A 15,075-nucleotide genomic window follows, 5' to 3' on the forward strand; every position below is an offset into this window, starting at 1 on the left:
TCATCTAGAATCCATCATTCCTAAACAAAAAGGGCACTTGCCCTCATCGTTTATATATTTTCTATTTCATAAATGGAATTTTTTTACGAATTCCACCTCTAACAACACCAACAAGAACTTGCAGAATGTTTGCTACATCATCATGTGCATAACCAGTTTTATTTGCTATCCAACTTACCATATCAGCATCAACTTCTGGTTTGAATGGTCGCTTAATTTCTTTAGTACAATATTCTTCATATGCATCTGCAATCTTTGTACATATTTCTTTATCTTTTCCTGTTTGTTTCATTACTTCATTAATTACATTCGTGTAGTTCATTTTATTTACCCTCTACTTTCCTTAAAATCCGATCCATTCAAAGATATTTGTCTCTTTTTCATCTTTGAAATCGAATGTGTCTTTATCATCATCTGTCTCTTTAAAACTTGTTTCTACATACTTTTGAATTGCTGGTTTATCTAAATTTCTTTCCACTACTTGTGATACTAACCCAATTCCTACTAACATGACACATGCCACAACTAACTTATTTCTTTTCATATACATTTCCTCCTCGCCTTTTCTAGGCCTTTATATGTTTGTTTATTGTTTCTATAACTTTGGTTTTACTAGTTTTTTGCTCATTAACTACAAGCATCTGAAAGATTGCATTTACAACACTTTCTATTTGTATTTCAATTGTAGATCCTTGAATATGACTCAAATCAAATAGTGTTTGAATTCCTGCAATTAGAAATTGAATATCTTCTAATGGTTGCTTAGATATAAACTCACCATTTGCATTTCCTTCTTCAATAATTTGCGCATAGATTGGACAAATTACTTCAATAGTTCTTTGCAATGTTCTTTGTTTCATCAGTGCATTGTTTGCTTCATAAAGTTGTTCAATCATTACTTTCTTATTGTCTGTTTTTGGTTTACTGAAGATACATTGCAGCAATTTATCCATTGCACCTAGCTCTTGTTTATCCATAATGGTTGTTGCTGTTTGTAAGTCTTCATCAATAAATCGCATAATTACTGCATCCATAACTTCTTCTTTTGATTGAAAATAATAATAGAAGGTTCCTTTTGCAATTCCAACTTCTTTTAGAATGGCATTTACGGTTGTATCTTCATATCCCTTACTTGTGAATAGTGCTTCAGCAGTATCAAGTATTTCATTTCGTTTGATATCGAATTCTTGTGTGTTTGACATGTCCTTCTCCTTTGTCGACCGCCGGTCTATATGCATATATTACTCGACCAACGGTCGAATATCAACAATTTCTTTATAATTTTTTTATTTTTTATGCTTTGATTCTTTTTTGACGTTAAAAAAAGGGCCTTTCGCCCTTAGAGTAATTCTCCATATTTTCTGATATAAATCTTTTTCATAATGCTTACACCAACAAAGTATAAGAACATTAAACCAAACATCCATGCAAAGTAAATAACTGGTAATCCAGTCAATTCAAAGTAACTTGCAAGTGGTGTGTATGGCAGTGCAATAATGAATAGCACAGAGATTGTTGTAAGGCTCATAAGTATTGCCGATGGTCGTGATTGAATAAATGGTATTTTACTTGTACGCATCAACCAAATCACAAAGGTTTGTGTACACATAGATTCAATTAACCAACCGGTTTGGAATACAGCAACATATAAAAGTTGCATTGATGGATCACTTATTTGATGATACATCAATCCATTACATACCATTGGACAAATCACAAAGTAAAGTAATATATATGTAAGAATATCGAAGATGGAACTAATCGGTCCAAAGTATTTCATAAAGCTAGAAATGCCATCTGCTTGCCAACGTCTTGGTTTTAATAAGTATTCTGGATCCATGTGATCCCATGGAATTGCTGTACAGGATAAATCATACACCAAATTAAGTAGGATTAATTGCACTGGATCCATCGGTAGAAATGGTAAGAAGGCACTTGCTATTAATACAGAGAACATATTTCCAAAATTAGAGCTCGCTGTAATTTTGACATACTTCATCATGTTTCCATAGGTCTTTCTTCCTTCAAGAATACCTTTTTCTAATACCATTAAATCCTTTTCTAATAAAATGATATCTGCACTTTCTTTTGCAATATCTACTGCTGTATCTACTGAAATTCCAATATCTGCTTGATTCATTGCAAGTGCATCATTGATTCCATCTCCCATAAAGCCAACTGCATGTCCTTTTTCTTTCATAAGACGAACTAGACGTGATTTTTGTTGGGGAGATAGCTTTGCATAGATATCAACCGTATCCACTTTATCTTTAATTTGTTCATCACTCATATTTTCTAAATCACTACCCAGTAAGATATCTTGTACATCCATACCTACTTGTTTACAGATTGCTTGTGTCACCACATCATTATCACCAGTTAAGACCTTTACATTCACTCCATAATAATGTAAGGCTTCAATGGCAGCTTTCATTGTCGGTTTTGGTGGATCAAGAAATGCTAAATAACCAATCAGTACCATCTCTTGTTCATCCTGCACACCAAAGGCATCAACGTCTTTTGGATTTGTTTTTTGTGCAACTGCAATTACACGCATTCCTTCTTTGTTGAGTCGATCTACTACTTGAACAACACGGTCTTTCATGTCTTCATGTAATTTCATGACTTGTCCATCAAGCTCTACATATGTACAAATATGTAAGATTTCTTCTACTGCTCCTTTTGTGATCAATTGTACTTTTCCTTGATGATCTTTTACAACAACACTCATACGTCTTCGATTAAAATCAAATGGAATTTCATCAACTTTTTCATAGCGATCGACAATATCTTCAAACATTTCTTTTTCTTGTGTTTTATTAATGATCGCGATATCGATAAAGTTCTTCAATCCAGTTTGATAGTAACTATTTAAAAATCCATGACGTAACACACGATCATCTTCATTTCCATTAACATCTAAGTTATATTGCAATACAACTTTATCTTGGGTAATTGTTCCTGTTTTGTCTGTACAAAGAATATCCATTGCTCCAAAGTTTTGTATTGAATTTACATTTTTCACAATTACCTTTTGTTTGGACATTTGATATGCACCTTTTGCTAAACAGGTTGTGGTAATCATTGGCAGCATTTCTGGAGTTAATCCTACTGCAATGGAAATCGCAAACATTAATGCATGAACAAAGTCACCTTTGCTAAATCCATTAATGAAGAAAACAATCGGTACCATGGCAAGCATGAAACGAATAAGTATCCATGATACATGGTTCATTCCTTTTTCAAAGCTTGTTTCTTCTTTTTCCTGTATTTCCTGGGAAATAGATCCAATAAGTGTTTCATCTCCCACAGCAACCACAATACCAATAGCTGAACCTGATACAACATCACTTCCCATAAATACGAGATTCTCATATTCAATGGTTGGTTTATCATCTTGTTCATGATCAGCAAACTTTTCAACTGGAGCACTTTCACCAGTTAAACTACTTTGTTGGATAAATAAGTCTTTGGTTTGGAAAAGTCGCATATCTGCTGGAATCATATCGCCAGCTGCTAAATACACAATATCACCAACAACAATTTCATTAATTGGTACTTCTGTTGCAACTTTTCCTTTACGCTTAACTCGCGTTGTATTCTCAATCATTTCGTTGAGTTTTTCTGCTGCTTTACTACTACGATTTTCTTGGATAAATCGTAACAAGCCACTACTAATTACCATAATGGAAATGATAATGATGGTTGTCCAATCCTGTTTTTTATCTGGCATTAACACAACATCTGTGAAATACGAGATCACAACTAAAATAATCAAAATCAAACTAAATGGATTGATAAATGCATCAAACAAGCGTTTCCATACATTATCGGGTTGTTTACTAGTCAGTACATTTTCTCCAAACATTTCCATTTGTTCTTCTACATGTGTTTCATCAAATCCATCCATACTACTATCAAGCATATCTAGCAAATTCATAATGGGTAATTTTGCTGCTTGTTTTAGTCTAGCTTTTAAAGCCTTTGCTTTTTTTACTTCTGCTTTTTTTGCTTCTTCTTTACGTTTTTTAAATACAGTCATCTAGTTACCTCCCTTGGGATGGCTACAACAAGTGACTGTAATCGTCACATGTTATACCATGCCATATATCTTGTATTTGCCTCTGCTTTGGTCCTTCGTCCATGTGACTCACTCCTTTCAAACATAGAAAAAGCCGCTCTCAAAAGAAAACGGCATTAAAAAACTATGACATTTCCGTTTGAGCTTTAGCTCTGTAGGGCGATGAAATTGCATTAAGTATGACCTTGAATCGATCATCCCTGCTAACCTGCGCATAGTGTCTCCACTATTTTGCGGCAGCAACCCGTATCCCTACAGTAACCTTACTTACCGGTTTTTCTAGACACATCATAACGCGATATGCCAAAATGTACAACCTTTATCCACGAAATCTTCACTTTCCGCTTATGGTAGAATGTCCATTTCTATGCTATTATAATGATATTATGAAATTTAAGAAAGCAACGACACAAAAAGAAATATTTCAACTTATGCGTATTCGAATTGACGTATTTGTGATTGAACAAGAAGTAGATCCAAGTATTGAAATTGATGATACTGATGGCTTATGTGATCAATATGTACTCTATGATGACAGTGAGCAAATCGTTGGTACTTGTAGAGTCATCATTGAAGATGATTCATGGCACGTAGGACGTGTAGCCATTAAAAAAGAAGCACGTAAGCATCAGTATGGAAGTTATATGTTACAACAAGTAGAAATACTTGCTCGTCAAGCAAATGCAAAACAACTTGAGCTTGGTGCACAAGTAACTGCAATGCCTTTTTATGAAAGAAATGGGTATGTTGGATTTGGTGATATCTTCTTCGATGCACATATCGAACATAAAATGATGGTGAAGCAATTATGAGTGGAAGAAGACAAAACCTTTCAAGGGTTCGCCAACCACAAAAGTTTGATTACATCTTATCGTTAATCATAGTACTATTCTTTGTGGCTTCAATTATCACCATTGCTGCTTGTAAACCACTTTTACCTGTTTACTTAAGTTTATGGGGACTAGATGGTGTACTGACAAAACAGATTCTATTTTATATTCTAGGAGTCATCATCATTGCCGTAATCATTTATTTCGGTAATGATAATCTCTTTGATTTTGCGAAGATTGGCTATTTCATTTTCTTAGCATGTCTGGTGTATTTGTTTATGTCCAGTCAAGTGGTCTATCGCTTCACTGGTCGCTATTTGCCACTCGCTTCTCCAGTAAACGGTTCAACCGCGTGGTTACAAATACCCTTACTAAACATACAACCTTCTGAGTTTATGAAGGTTATGCTAATTATTATTAGTGCTTATGTGATTGAGCAACATAATGAAATGAAGGAAGATGATTCCTTTGAAAGTGATATTCATTTATTTATTGAGTTATTAAAATGGATCTTAGTTCCTGCTATACTTATTCTTCTACAACCAGATACCGGAATCTTCATTTTGATTCTATTCTCGATTATGGTTATGGTTATCTGTTCTGGAATTCGTAAAGAATGGTTAATCTTTGGTGGAATCGTAGTTGTCGCTGCAGTTGTGCTATTCTTATATCTATTTTATTTCAATCAACTATTATTTGTAAAAATATTTGGTGATAGTTATAAAGTTAAACGTATCTATGGTTGGCTATATCCTGAAGAATATTCAACTGGTGTTGGTTTACAACTATACTCATCCCTACTTGCAATGGGTTCTGGTGGTTTATTTGGACATGGTTTCCAAGCCAGTCTTATCAGTTTTCCAGAACCACATACAGATTTCATCTTCGCAGTTATTGGAATGAACTTTGGATTTATCGGTTGTTTATTTGTAGTTGGTTTATGTGTTGCTTTGGATGTACGACTATATATTATTGCATCCAGGTCAAAAAACAATATTGAGAAATTGATGGTCATTGGTTTTCTAGCCATGTTCATCATTCAACAATTAGAAAACATTGGAATGGTTGTTGGTTTATTACCAATAACCGGAATCACTCTTCCACTTATTAGTGCAGGTGGTTCTAGTATGTTATCCTTCATGATTGCCTTTGGTATTATTATGAATGCATCATTAAAAGCAAAAAAGTTATCAGACTATGTATATTAGTCCGATAACTTTTTTTATCTTCTAAACCAAGATTTTTTCTTCTTATAGAAAGGTTCATAGCTTTTCACTGCACTTTGACCAAAGTCACTTTGCAATTCAACCATATCTAAAAATTCACCTTTATCTAAATATTGTGGTGCTAAACGACCAATCTTAGGAAAATCAACTTCCTTTTGCGTTGTATCAACCACCATCAAATAACTACCTTCGCCATCTTTCATCATATATAGCAAGTATGCACTCGAAACACTTTTTAATGTTGGTAATAATTCTTTTACTGCATCAATGAGTTTCGTTGGATATTTCGCAGGAATTCCGATTTGCACAGAAGTTTCCTTTTCAACAACAACTTTTTTCGCACCAGATAACATATCTCTGGTAAATAAGAAATTCTCAGTAAACGGATTAATGACAAGTCCTGCATATGCTTCATTTTTTACCACTAATGATTTTCCATCTTCAAAAGATACCATGAGTGTTTGTTGGCCTTCTTGTTTGAGCCATTTACCTAATTCATTCCAATCGGTAAAGTAAGGCAGATAATATTCATTATTTGCATTTGTAATTCCCACAAAACTAATTGTTGAGCCTTTTTCTAATACTGTTTGATTTCCATCTTGTTCTCTTGTTTTTGCATCCAGTTTTACTGGCACTAAAAATATCGCCTGTTCCAATTCTTGAAAAAATGCGAGTTCATTTTCTTTGGTTGGTTGCTCTTTCAACTGTTTCATACAAGCAACAAGCTTTGGATTGACCACCGGTTTATTTACATCATAATCTTCTCTCATACGTTTCCCTCTTTTACATCACTTATATGTATTATAACGCAAAATAAGCCGACATGACTGTCGACTTATCTTTATGCTTCATTATGGAATTCACGATACAAGTAATTCTTTGAAACACCTTGTTCCTTTGCAACCTTTTTGATTGCTTCTTTACTGCTCATTCCGTTTTCCATATATTGTTCTACTTTTTCTTTTAGCAATGGTAAAGGCATGACATCTTTTTCTTTGTCGCAACCTTCAATAACAACAACCATTTCACCTTTGATATCATCAACAACTTCAAGAACTTCACTGATCTTTCCACGAATAAATTCTTCATGCATTTTTGTTAGTTCTCTAGCTAAACAAATATTGCGATCTCCCAATACTTGTAAGCTTGTTGTTAACATCTTTTCAATACGATGTGGTGCTTCATAGAAAATCATCGTATATGGAAGCCCTTTTACTTCTTCTAAAAATTTAGCACGTTTGTTTTCTGTTGCATCCATAAATCCATAAAATACAAATGGTTGTGGTATTAGCCCACTAGCTACAAGTGCATTTAAACATGCACTACTTCCAGAAATCGGTACGACATTGTATCCTTCAGCGATTACTTTCTCAACTAAAATATGTCCAGGATCAGAAATACACGGATATCCTGCATCACTAACTAAGGCAATATTTTTTCCTTCCTCAAGAAGTTTAAGAATTCCTTTTACACTTTCATTCTCATTATGTAAATGATGTGCAATGATATTTGTATCAATGCCAAAGTGATGACATAGTTTTTTTGTATTGCGTGTATCTTCAGCAGCAATCACATCAACTTCTCTTAAAACTTCAATCGCACGTGGTGTCATCTCTTGTAGATTTCCTATTGGAGTAGCAACTACATAAAGCGTTGCTTTTTCATTATGAAAACTTTTTTGTCTAATCATAAAGTTTTACATCCGGTAATAGAACATTGATATCTACAAACTGGATGTCCTCCTTATTTTCAATTTTCGCTTGTTTTAATAATAAGTTGTAACTTGTAATTCGATATTGTTTTCCATTGAACTCAATTCGTGAATTGATCTTTGGTAAATCTTTGCGCATTTCTGTATATAAGTTATCTTCATAGCGTAGACAACATTTTAACTTTCCACATTGTCCTGATAACTTTTGAATATTCAGTGCCAACAATTGGTTTTTTGCCATGTTAATCGAAACCATTTCAAAATCACTCATATATCTTGAACAACATGTTTCTTGTCCACATTGCCCAAGACCACCAATCATTTTTGCTTTATTACGTGGTCCTACTTGACGTAGTTCAATACGGCAATGGAAAATTGATGCTAAACGTTTCAATAATTCACGGAAATCTACACGTTCTTCTGCAACATAAACAAAGGTAATCTTGCTTTGATCCAATGTATACTCTGCTTCAATTAAATTCATATCTAGATTTAAGTTTTTAATTTCTGCATCACAAGTTTTTAGTGCTTCCTTTGCTTTTTCCTTATTTACCTCAAAACGCTCTTTATCCTTCTTGCTTGCTTTTCTAAGTATAGGCTTAAGTTCCATCTTTCCTTTATGTTCTTCGATTGAAACAACATCTCCAGAAACATGTGCCATCTCAATTCCACGAACGGTTTCAACGACAACTAAATCTCCAGATTGAAAATCATTTTGTGTTGCACCGAATGTATATGCACGTCCATGTTCTTCAAAACTAACTGGAACGACATGTGTAAATGCATCTTTTTTACTCATCCTTTACACCTCCATTTCATATAAAAATTCATCCATCAATAAAGCGATATTTACCCCTTTACGATTTTTATCTTTCATTTGATTGCATACAACCATGAACTTTGTTGCTAATAAATCATCGATAGCATCCAATAATTGATCATAACTTGTAATCCCTGTATGTTGTTGCATCAACTTATCCTTACCTAAACTCACTAACATTTCAAACATATATTTTGCGACTAAGCGAACATCACGTTTCCCTTTAGCGAACCCTTGTTGGATGAGTACGTTAACATCACGATCCCGATTGCTTATTTTTTTCACAAACGTTTCAAATAGATAACGTGCATGCTGATACTCATCACTTTCTTCAATCGCAATAATGTTGGATAAATCCACTTGCATGTGGGAAAGTAAATATGCATCATACGCATCCATTTCTTCTTTTAATTGATCAAACACCGTTCCATCTTTTTGCTTATGAAAATGTATCATTTGGCATCTTGATTTAATTGTATCTAGCAATTGATCTGGATGCTCAACTAATAAAATTGCCATAACTGGACTGGTCGGTTCTTCCAAAAATGTCAGCAAACTATTTAATGCACTTGGTGTTGTGTTTTCTGCATGATCAATAATATAGATCTTCATTCCTACACTTTCCAAATTGGTTTTAGCAAATTCTTCTTTTAGTTTTATCACATCATCTTTTTTGATCGATGTTGTAGTTCCATCTAAATAAATAAAATCTGCATAGTTGTGGTGCATGATTCTTTGACAAGTATCACATGTCTCATCAGCAAACCCCACACTCTGACAAACCAAACTTTGTGCAAGTAACATCGCGGTTTCTTTTTTTGGTGTATTTTGATCTCCAACAAACATATATGCATGTGCCAAACGATCATTTAATAATGCATTTTCAAGCACTTGATATACTCTTGGTTGTTCGCGTTTTAAACGTTCTTTAAACATGATCAATTACTTCTTTCACCTTTCGATATGTATCTGCATATACAGCTTCAACATTTTGATTTGCATCAATGACAGTAATTCGTTTTGGATACAATTTAGCGACTTCATCATACCCCTTTGCAACTAGGTAATGAAAACTTTCACTTTCTTGATCCAAGCGATCTAAGTGTTTTCTTGATGCAATTCGTTGCAATCCATTTTCAGGATCCACTTTCAATAATAAGGTTGCATCAGGCATTGTATCTGCAATTGCAAATTGATTCATTTGATAGATTTCTTCAATCCCAAGACCTCTAGCTACCCCTTGGTATGCTAATGACGAATCAATAAAACGATCACATAACACAATCATTCCAGCTTCTAGTGCAGGAATCACTTTTTCAACTAAATGTTGACGACGTGCAGCAGCATAAAGTAATGCTTCTGTTCGCGCATCCATTGCAGTATGTTCAGGATCAAGAATTAATTCTCGAATTTTTTCAGCAATCTCAATCCCACCAGGTTCTCTGGTTTGAATCACATCGTATCCTTCTTCAATTAACTGCTCATATATTTTTGTAGAAATCGTTGTTTTTCCACAACCTTCATTTCCTTCAAATGTTATAAATGTACCTTTTTGCATACATACCTCACGTTCACTGATTATTATACCATTTTTCTTTCTGCTTTTACGTATTAAAGCGTAAAGATACATTATGATAGTTGAGAGTTGAAATCTTTGTGCTAAAATAATACCTATGAATGGAGAGTACTTATGAACTATATCGCAGATTTCCATATTCATTCGCTGTTTTCGAATGATTCTGAAGAACGCTTAGAAAATATTATTGAACAAGCGAAAGCTAAAGGTGTTAAGGAAATATGTTTTACTGAACATGTGGATTATGGAGTAAAATTCGACCATGATGATCCTGAACATCCAAATGTGGATTCAACACAACGTAATGTTGATTACCCTTTATATATGAAAACATTGACACAACTACAACAAGACTACAAAGATGAACTGACGATTCGTATCGGTTTAGAGTTTGGAATGCAACGTCATCGTATCGATACTTACCAAAAACTATACGATCGTTTAGATTTGGACTTTGTTATTTTATCTTGTCATGAAATTGATGATAAAGAGTTTTGGACATATGACTACCAAAAAGGTAAGGATGAAGATGAGATGAGCATGGGATATTATGAAGAACTATATACCCTTGTAAACTCCTATAAAGATTATTCAATTTTAGGTCACTTAGACCACTTAGAACGCTATATTCCAAATCATTATCCCTTTGAAAAAAGCAAAGACATTATTACAAAAATATTAAAAATTGTTATTGCTGATGGAAAAGGAATTGAAGTCAATACTTCAAGTTTTGCCTATAAATTGCCTGATTTAACACCAGCACGTGAAATTCTTGAACTATATTATGAATTAGGAGGAACTATTATTACACTTGGCTCTGATGCACATACTGCAAATCGAGTAGCGGATCACTTTGAAGAAGTAGCTACTATTTTAAAAGAAATTGGCTTTAGTCAATATTGTACATTTGAAAAAATGAAACCAATCTTCCATGCATTATAAAACGAGAGATATTTAATGTCCCTCGTTTTTTTATCGTCTTAACATTTCTGATACTACTAAACCAACGGTTTTCATAATTGCATCACGTTTTTCTTTTTCGACTTTTGTTAGTGAACGTAGTAACATAATTGATGTTTGTGGCCATGAGTCTGTTAATTGTGCTACATCAGTTATTTGATTATCCTCAAGTATTTCACTAAGACTTATTATAAATGTTTCACGTTCTTGATGTGTCAAACTAAGTAGAGCATCTCTTGCCTTTCGATTGATTTGATAGAAACGATTATCCAGTTGATCAAGATATATAAAGTCAGCATCCTCTATCATCCATGTATATAAATTATGTTGCAATAACCATCTCTCATTACTTTTCACTATGCGATAGTTCTCTTCATTTTCAAAAAACAAACCAAAAAATGTTGCTTGTGTAACAAACTTATAATAGCGATTTTGAATAGGTTCAAGTGATTCAATACTTTGTAAAGCTGGTCCATCAAAATTATAGATCGCTTGAATTTTTCGTTGTACTTTTTTATTTGCATGTAACGATGCATAGGTGGCAATACTTCCACCTTTCGAATGTCCAATCACAATTGCTTTTTTAAATGGATATTTAAGCATTTGTTCAAGATAAAGTACACCATCTTGTTGCGCAGGAACAGCTGGATACAATAACATATGTAAATCTTCTTTCCACCCTAATATGGAGGTGTCTGTTCCTTCAAATACAATGTAATACATTTGTTTATAAGAAAACGTTAGTGCATGAAACTGTTCACACGTTTCTTCCTTGATAATTTTAGTTTCATTAATCAGTTGTATATTTTGATATCGCTTTGCATGAGCAAGTGCAAGTAGTAACCGTCGATTATCTTTCCCACTTAAATACCCTGCTTCTACTTCTTGTAAATCTAATAGATGCGCAATTTGTTTTAGCTTTGGTTTCTTATATACATCGCGTAATTCTTTATACTCAATATAACTGAGTTGAGCTAAAATTAGTGCATCAACATGCGTAAAAGGGAGTTCATTCAAACTCCTGTTTTGATATTTTTGGATGTATCGAAAAATATCGGACATTTGATCAACTCCCTTTGTACATTATACTTCTTGAATAACTGGTAATGCTGTTTCAGTGAACACTTTCTTTAATGATTCACATGACTTATCAAATTTTCCTTGGTCTACTTCATTTAGTGGTAATTTAATCACTTCTTTTACCCCTTTCCGACATATAATTGCCGGTACACCAATGTATAGTCCTTTTTGACCATACTCTCCATTTTGATATGCACTTACTGGAATTACAATATCTTCATTATTTAAAATTGCGAGTACAATCTTATTTAATGATAAACCAATTCCATAGTTTGTGACACCTTTTAACTCGATAACTTCATATGCAGCATCACGTACTTCTTTATAAATATCTAATAAATCGTTGAAGTCTTTTCCTTTTTCATCGATATAGTCAAGTAAGCTTTTGGCACCTACATAACAGTTTGTCCATGATACGAAACTTGAATCTCCATGTTCTCCTAAGATATATGCGTGAATACTTCTTGGGTTAATTCCCAAGTAATCACTCATTAAGAAACGTAAACGGGCAGAGTCAAGTGATGTTCCAGAACCAAATACTTGGTTATGTGGAAGTCCAGTCACTTCTTGGGCAACACATGTTAATACATCTACTGGATTACTTGCGATAACAAGCACCCCATTAAAGCCACTTGCTTTGATTTCCTCACAAATTTCTTTCATAATTCGTGTGTTGATTGCAGTTAGCTCTAAACGTGATTGTCCAGGTTTTTGGTTTGCTCCTGCAGTTACCACAATGATATTGGCATCCTTACACTCTTCATATCCACCTGACTTAATAACCATCTTTGAATTTGGAGCATATGGAAGCCCATGACTTAAGTCCATTGCTTCTCCTTTTGCTTTTCCTTCATTGACATCGATAAGCACAAGTTCATCAATACCATTCGCCATTAATAATGTATACGCCATACTCATTCCAACAGATCCTGTTCCTACAAGTACAACTTTTCGATCTTTGATTGTTCTCATAATATCCTTCTCCTGTTCTTTACTTTATTGTACATGCTTCCTATCATTTCTACCAATGTTATGAATTATCCTTTTTATTCCACTTAAAAAAATGAACCAGTTGAAGAATCTACATTTCCAACTAGTTCATCTATTAATTTATGTAAGATTTTGTTTTTCTCTTTTTCTTGATTTATAGAGAACAAGTATTACGATAGCTGAAATGAGAATACAAGCTATGTAGTCTTTAGTTCGAGTTACATCTCCTGTATCAGGTTGTTTTCCATCTCCATCAGAATATTGTTCATTACTTTTTTTGCCATCATTTTTATCATCAGTAGTATCATCTATTACAGTCTTTTTATATGTATTCACAAATTCTAATTTTTCAGGTTTTTCACCACTTCCATTATCTCCAATAATTTCAGCAATTAAATCTCCATCACGGTCCCATTTAATATATACGGTGAGTGTATATACTTTGGTATCATATGTAAAATTCTTTAAGTCATCCATGTGAATTTGGTACAGTGAATATTTGTAAACACCAACATTTTCATATCGAATTACTCCGATATTCTTTTCCATGTTACCTGTTAAGGAAAAGGTATAAGTTGATCCATCTTTACCATCAGGCAATGGAGCATTTTCACTTAATGCTTCCAGACAGTAATCAAAACTAAAATCTTCAACATTTTTTGTAGTTTCTGTAGTTACGACTTGTCGTAACGGTAGAATAATCGAAACTTCTTTATTTGCGGCATACACATGCGTATTTTCTATCGTGTGGATTGCAGCAACAAAAAGCAACAAACAACATATAGAAAATTTAATCCATTTTTTTGTTACCTTCTGCATCCTCTATCCTTTCCGCTTCTTCTTGATCATTTCTTCTTTTTCTACGTAACCATAAATACAATAATAAAAGTAATAGTAATAAAAGAATCAAAATCACAAATATACTAATTCCAAATAAACTGCTATTTGAAAAAGACGAATCATTATTCATCTCACTTATTTTATTGTCTGAGAATGAGTCTTTAAATATTTCATCCCCCAGTCGACCAACTAAAATATATCGTCCGTTTGTTGCATCGCTTGCACAAGTACTCAACAAGAGAATTCGATCACTTGTACTAACTTTAATATCTCGCGAATATGTTGAGATAGAAAGAAGATACGAAAGGTATTCTTCTTGTTGTTTTTTGTCTTTAATATCTGGATTATATAATCTAAGATCATATGCATCTGCTTCCACATACGCAAAAAACTCAATACCATAATCTTTACCACGAACAAATAAATTCCCATACTTATAAGTATCAAAAACTTTTTTATCCTGAAATTTATCTAGGTTTCCAAACATCGCATTTTTTTCAACATGATGTCCATAGATAATACTATTGAAATCTGAAAAGTCTGGATTGTTGTTATAATCTAGATACAAACTTCCTGCTAGTGAAAAATCACCTTTTGCATTTATATTTAAATACTTCGAGTTATCTTTTGCTTGTGTAACAGGATAATCAACTTGAGTCCCATATACATTTAACCAAGCAATGACTTCATCATTTATTTCTTGAAGTTCTTCAAATGACGTCGTATCTTCACTTGTTGGTTTATATGCTTCATAATGGGTTGCACCTGCTTCTCCTACAACTTGGTTGTTATCCCATATGGAATAACAACCAAATATCATAAGTAAGAGAAAAATGAACATTACTACATAATCAACTATTGTGCTAAAACCACGAATAATTTTAATTTGTCGTTCTTTTTTATCATCAATGAAAGCTTCTTTTTTATTTACATCTTTCATATGGATTTTGTCTTAAACAGA

The 15,075-nt window shown here is 33.4% G+C and carries 16 protein-coding genes and 1 riboswitch; of the genes, 3 read left to right on the forward strand and 13 right to left on the reverse strand.

The window, feature by feature from the left end; all coding sequences use genetic code 11:
- Nucleotides 1-61: 61 nt before the first annotated feature.
- The 4 genes from EDD63_RS04670 to mgtA form a co-directional block, all read right to left on the reverse strand.
- Nucleotides 62-322: a hypothetical protein gene (locus EDD63_RS04670; RefSeq protein ID WP_134168978.1), complete on the reverse strand. Its 261-nt coding sequence runs from the start codon at nucleotides 320-322 to the stop codon at nucleotides 62-64.
- Between the two features lie 21 nt (nucleotides 323-343).
- Nucleotides 344-544, reverse strand: a complete 201-nt coding sequence (locus EDD63_RS04675) for a hypothetical protein (protein WP_134168980.1) — start codon at nucleotides 542-544, stop codon at nucleotides 344-346.
- A gap of 22 nt (nucleotides 545-566) precedes the next feature.
- Nucleotides 567-1,202 (reverse strand): TetR/AcrR family transcriptional regulator, encoded by a 636-nt coding sequence (locus EDD63_RS04680; protein WP_166667547.1) that lies wholly within the window; start codon nucleotides 1,200-1,202, stop codon nucleotides 567-569.
- Nucleotides 1,203-1,339: 137 nt separating this feature from the next.
- Nucleotides 1,340-4,042 (reverse strand): magnesium-translocating P-type ATPase, encoded by a 2,703-nt coding sequence (mgtA, locus tag EDD63_RS04685; RefSeq protein ID WP_134168984.1) that lies wholly within the window; start codon nucleotides 4,040-4,042, stop codon nucleotides 1,340-1,342.
- 161 nt (nucleotides 4,043-4,203) lie between these two features.
- A riboswitch (M-box (ykoK) riboswitch) is annotated at nucleotides 4,204-4,363 on the reverse strand.
- A 104-nt stretch (nucleotides 4,364-4,467) separates the two neighbouring features.
- Between mgtA and EDD63_RS04690 the strand changes: the two genes are divergently transcribed.
- Nucleotides 4,468-4,893 (forward strand): GNAT family N-acetyltransferase, encoded by a 426-nt coding sequence (locus EDD63_RS04690; RefSeq protein ID WP_166667548.1) that lies wholly within the window; start codon nucleotides 4,468-4,470, stop codon nucleotides 4,891-4,893.
- Complete coding sequence (locus EDD63_RS04695) at nucleotides 4,890-6,119, forward strand: FtsW/RodA/SpoVE family cell cycle protein (protein ID WP_134168988.1); 1,230 nt, start codon at nucleotides 4,890-4,892, stop codon at nucleotides 6,117-6,119. The genes EDD63_RS04690 and EDD63_RS04695 overlap by 4 nt, the downstream gene beginning before the upstream one ends.
- 14 nt (nucleotides 6,120-6,133) lie before the next feature.
- Here the strand turns inward: EDD63_RS04695 and EDD63_RS04700 are convergent, their stop codons facing one another.
- From EDD63_RS04700 to tmk, 5 genes are all read right to left on the reverse strand, one after another.
- Nucleotides 6,134-6,907, reverse strand: a complete 774-nt coding sequence (locus EDD63_RS04700; RefSeq protein ID WP_134168990.1) for an enhanced serine sensitivity protein SseB C-terminal domain-containing protein — start codon at nucleotides 6,905-6,907, stop codon at nucleotides 6,134-6,136.
- 71 nt (nucleotides 6,908-6,978) lie between these two features.
- Nucleotides 6,979-7,827 (reverse strand): 16S rRNA (cytidine(1402)-2'-O)-methyltransferase, encoded by an 849-nt coding sequence (rsmI, locus tag EDD63_RS04705; RefSeq protein ID WP_134168992.1) that lies wholly within the window; start codon nucleotides 7,825-7,827, stop codon nucleotides 6,979-6,981.
- Complete coding sequence (ricT, locus tag EDD63_RS04710) at nucleotides 7,820-8,647, reverse strand: regulatory iron-sulfur-containing complex subunit RicT (protein ID WP_134168994.1); 828 nt, start codon at nucleotides 8,645-8,647, stop codon at nucleotides 7,820-7,822. The genes rsmI and ricT overlap by 8 nt, the downstream gene beginning before the upstream one ends.
- Before the next feature lie 3 nt (nucleotides 8,648-8,650).
- A complete protein-coding gene (locus EDD63_RS04715) occupies nucleotides 8,651-9,604 on the reverse strand; it encodes a DNA polymerase III subunit delta (protein WP_134168996.1) in 954 nt (317 codons plus the stop codon).
- Complete coding sequence (gene tmk, locus EDD63_RS04720) at nucleotides 9,597-10,226, reverse strand: dTMP kinase (RefSeq protein WP_134168998.1); 630 nt, start codon at nucleotides 10,224-10,226, stop codon at nucleotides 9,597-9,599. Before tmk ends, EDD63_RS04715 begins: the two co-directional genes overlap by 8 nt.
- 132 nt (nucleotides 10,227-10,358) lie before the next feature.
- Here tmk and EDD63_RS04725 point away from each other — a divergent pair, with 132 nt between their 5' ends.
- Nucleotides 10,359-11,186 (forward strand): histidinol-phosphatase HisJ family protein, encoded by an 828-nt coding sequence (locus EDD63_RS04725; RefSeq protein WP_134169000.1) that lies wholly within the window; start codon nucleotides 10,359-10,361, stop codon nucleotides 11,184-11,186.
- A 30-nt stretch (nucleotides 11,187-11,216) separates the two neighbouring features.
- Here EDD63_RS04725 and EDD63_RS04730 read toward each other — a convergent pair whose 3' ends face one another.
- The 4 genes from EDD63_RS04730 to srtB all read right to left on the reverse strand — a co-directional run bounded on the left by EDD63_RS04730 (nucleotide 11,217) and on the right by srtB (nucleotide 15,054).
- Nucleotides 11,217-12,221: an Mbeg1-like protein gene (locus EDD63_RS04730; RefSeq protein ID WP_166667549.1), complete on the reverse strand. Its 1,005-nt coding sequence runs from the start codon at nucleotides 12,219-12,221 to the stop codon at nucleotides 11,217-11,219.
- 66 nt (nucleotides 12,222-12,287) lie between these two features.
- Complete coding sequence (locus tag EDD63_RS04735) at nucleotides 12,288-13,256, reverse strand: L-lactate dehydrogenase (protein WP_134169004.1); 969 nt, start codon at nucleotides 13,254-13,256, stop codon at nucleotides 12,288-12,290.
- A gap of 138 nt (nucleotides 13,257-13,394) precedes the next feature.
- Nucleotides 13,395-14,093 carry a Spy0128 family protein gene (locus EDD63_RS04740; protein WP_134169006.1) on the reverse strand — a complete coding sequence of 233 codons (699 nt, stop codon included), beginning with the start codon at nucleotides 14,091-14,093 and terminating at the stop codon, nucleotides 13,395-13,397.
- Nucleotides 14,065-15,054 carry a class B sortase gene (gene srtB, locus EDD63_RS04745; RefSeq protein WP_134169008.1) on the reverse strand — a complete coding sequence of 330 codons (990 nt, stop codon included), beginning with the start codon at nucleotides 15,052-15,054 and terminating at the stop codon, nucleotides 14,065-14,067. The genes EDD63_RS04740 and srtB overlap by 29 nt, the downstream gene beginning before the upstream one ends.
- Nucleotides 15,055-15,075 lie beyond the last annotated feature (21 nt).

This window comes from Breznakia blatticola, assembly GCF_004365815.1.
Classification (GTDB): domain Bacteria; phylum Bacillota_I; class Bacilli_A; order Erysipelotrichales; family Erysipelotrichaceae; genus Breznakia; species Breznakia blatticola.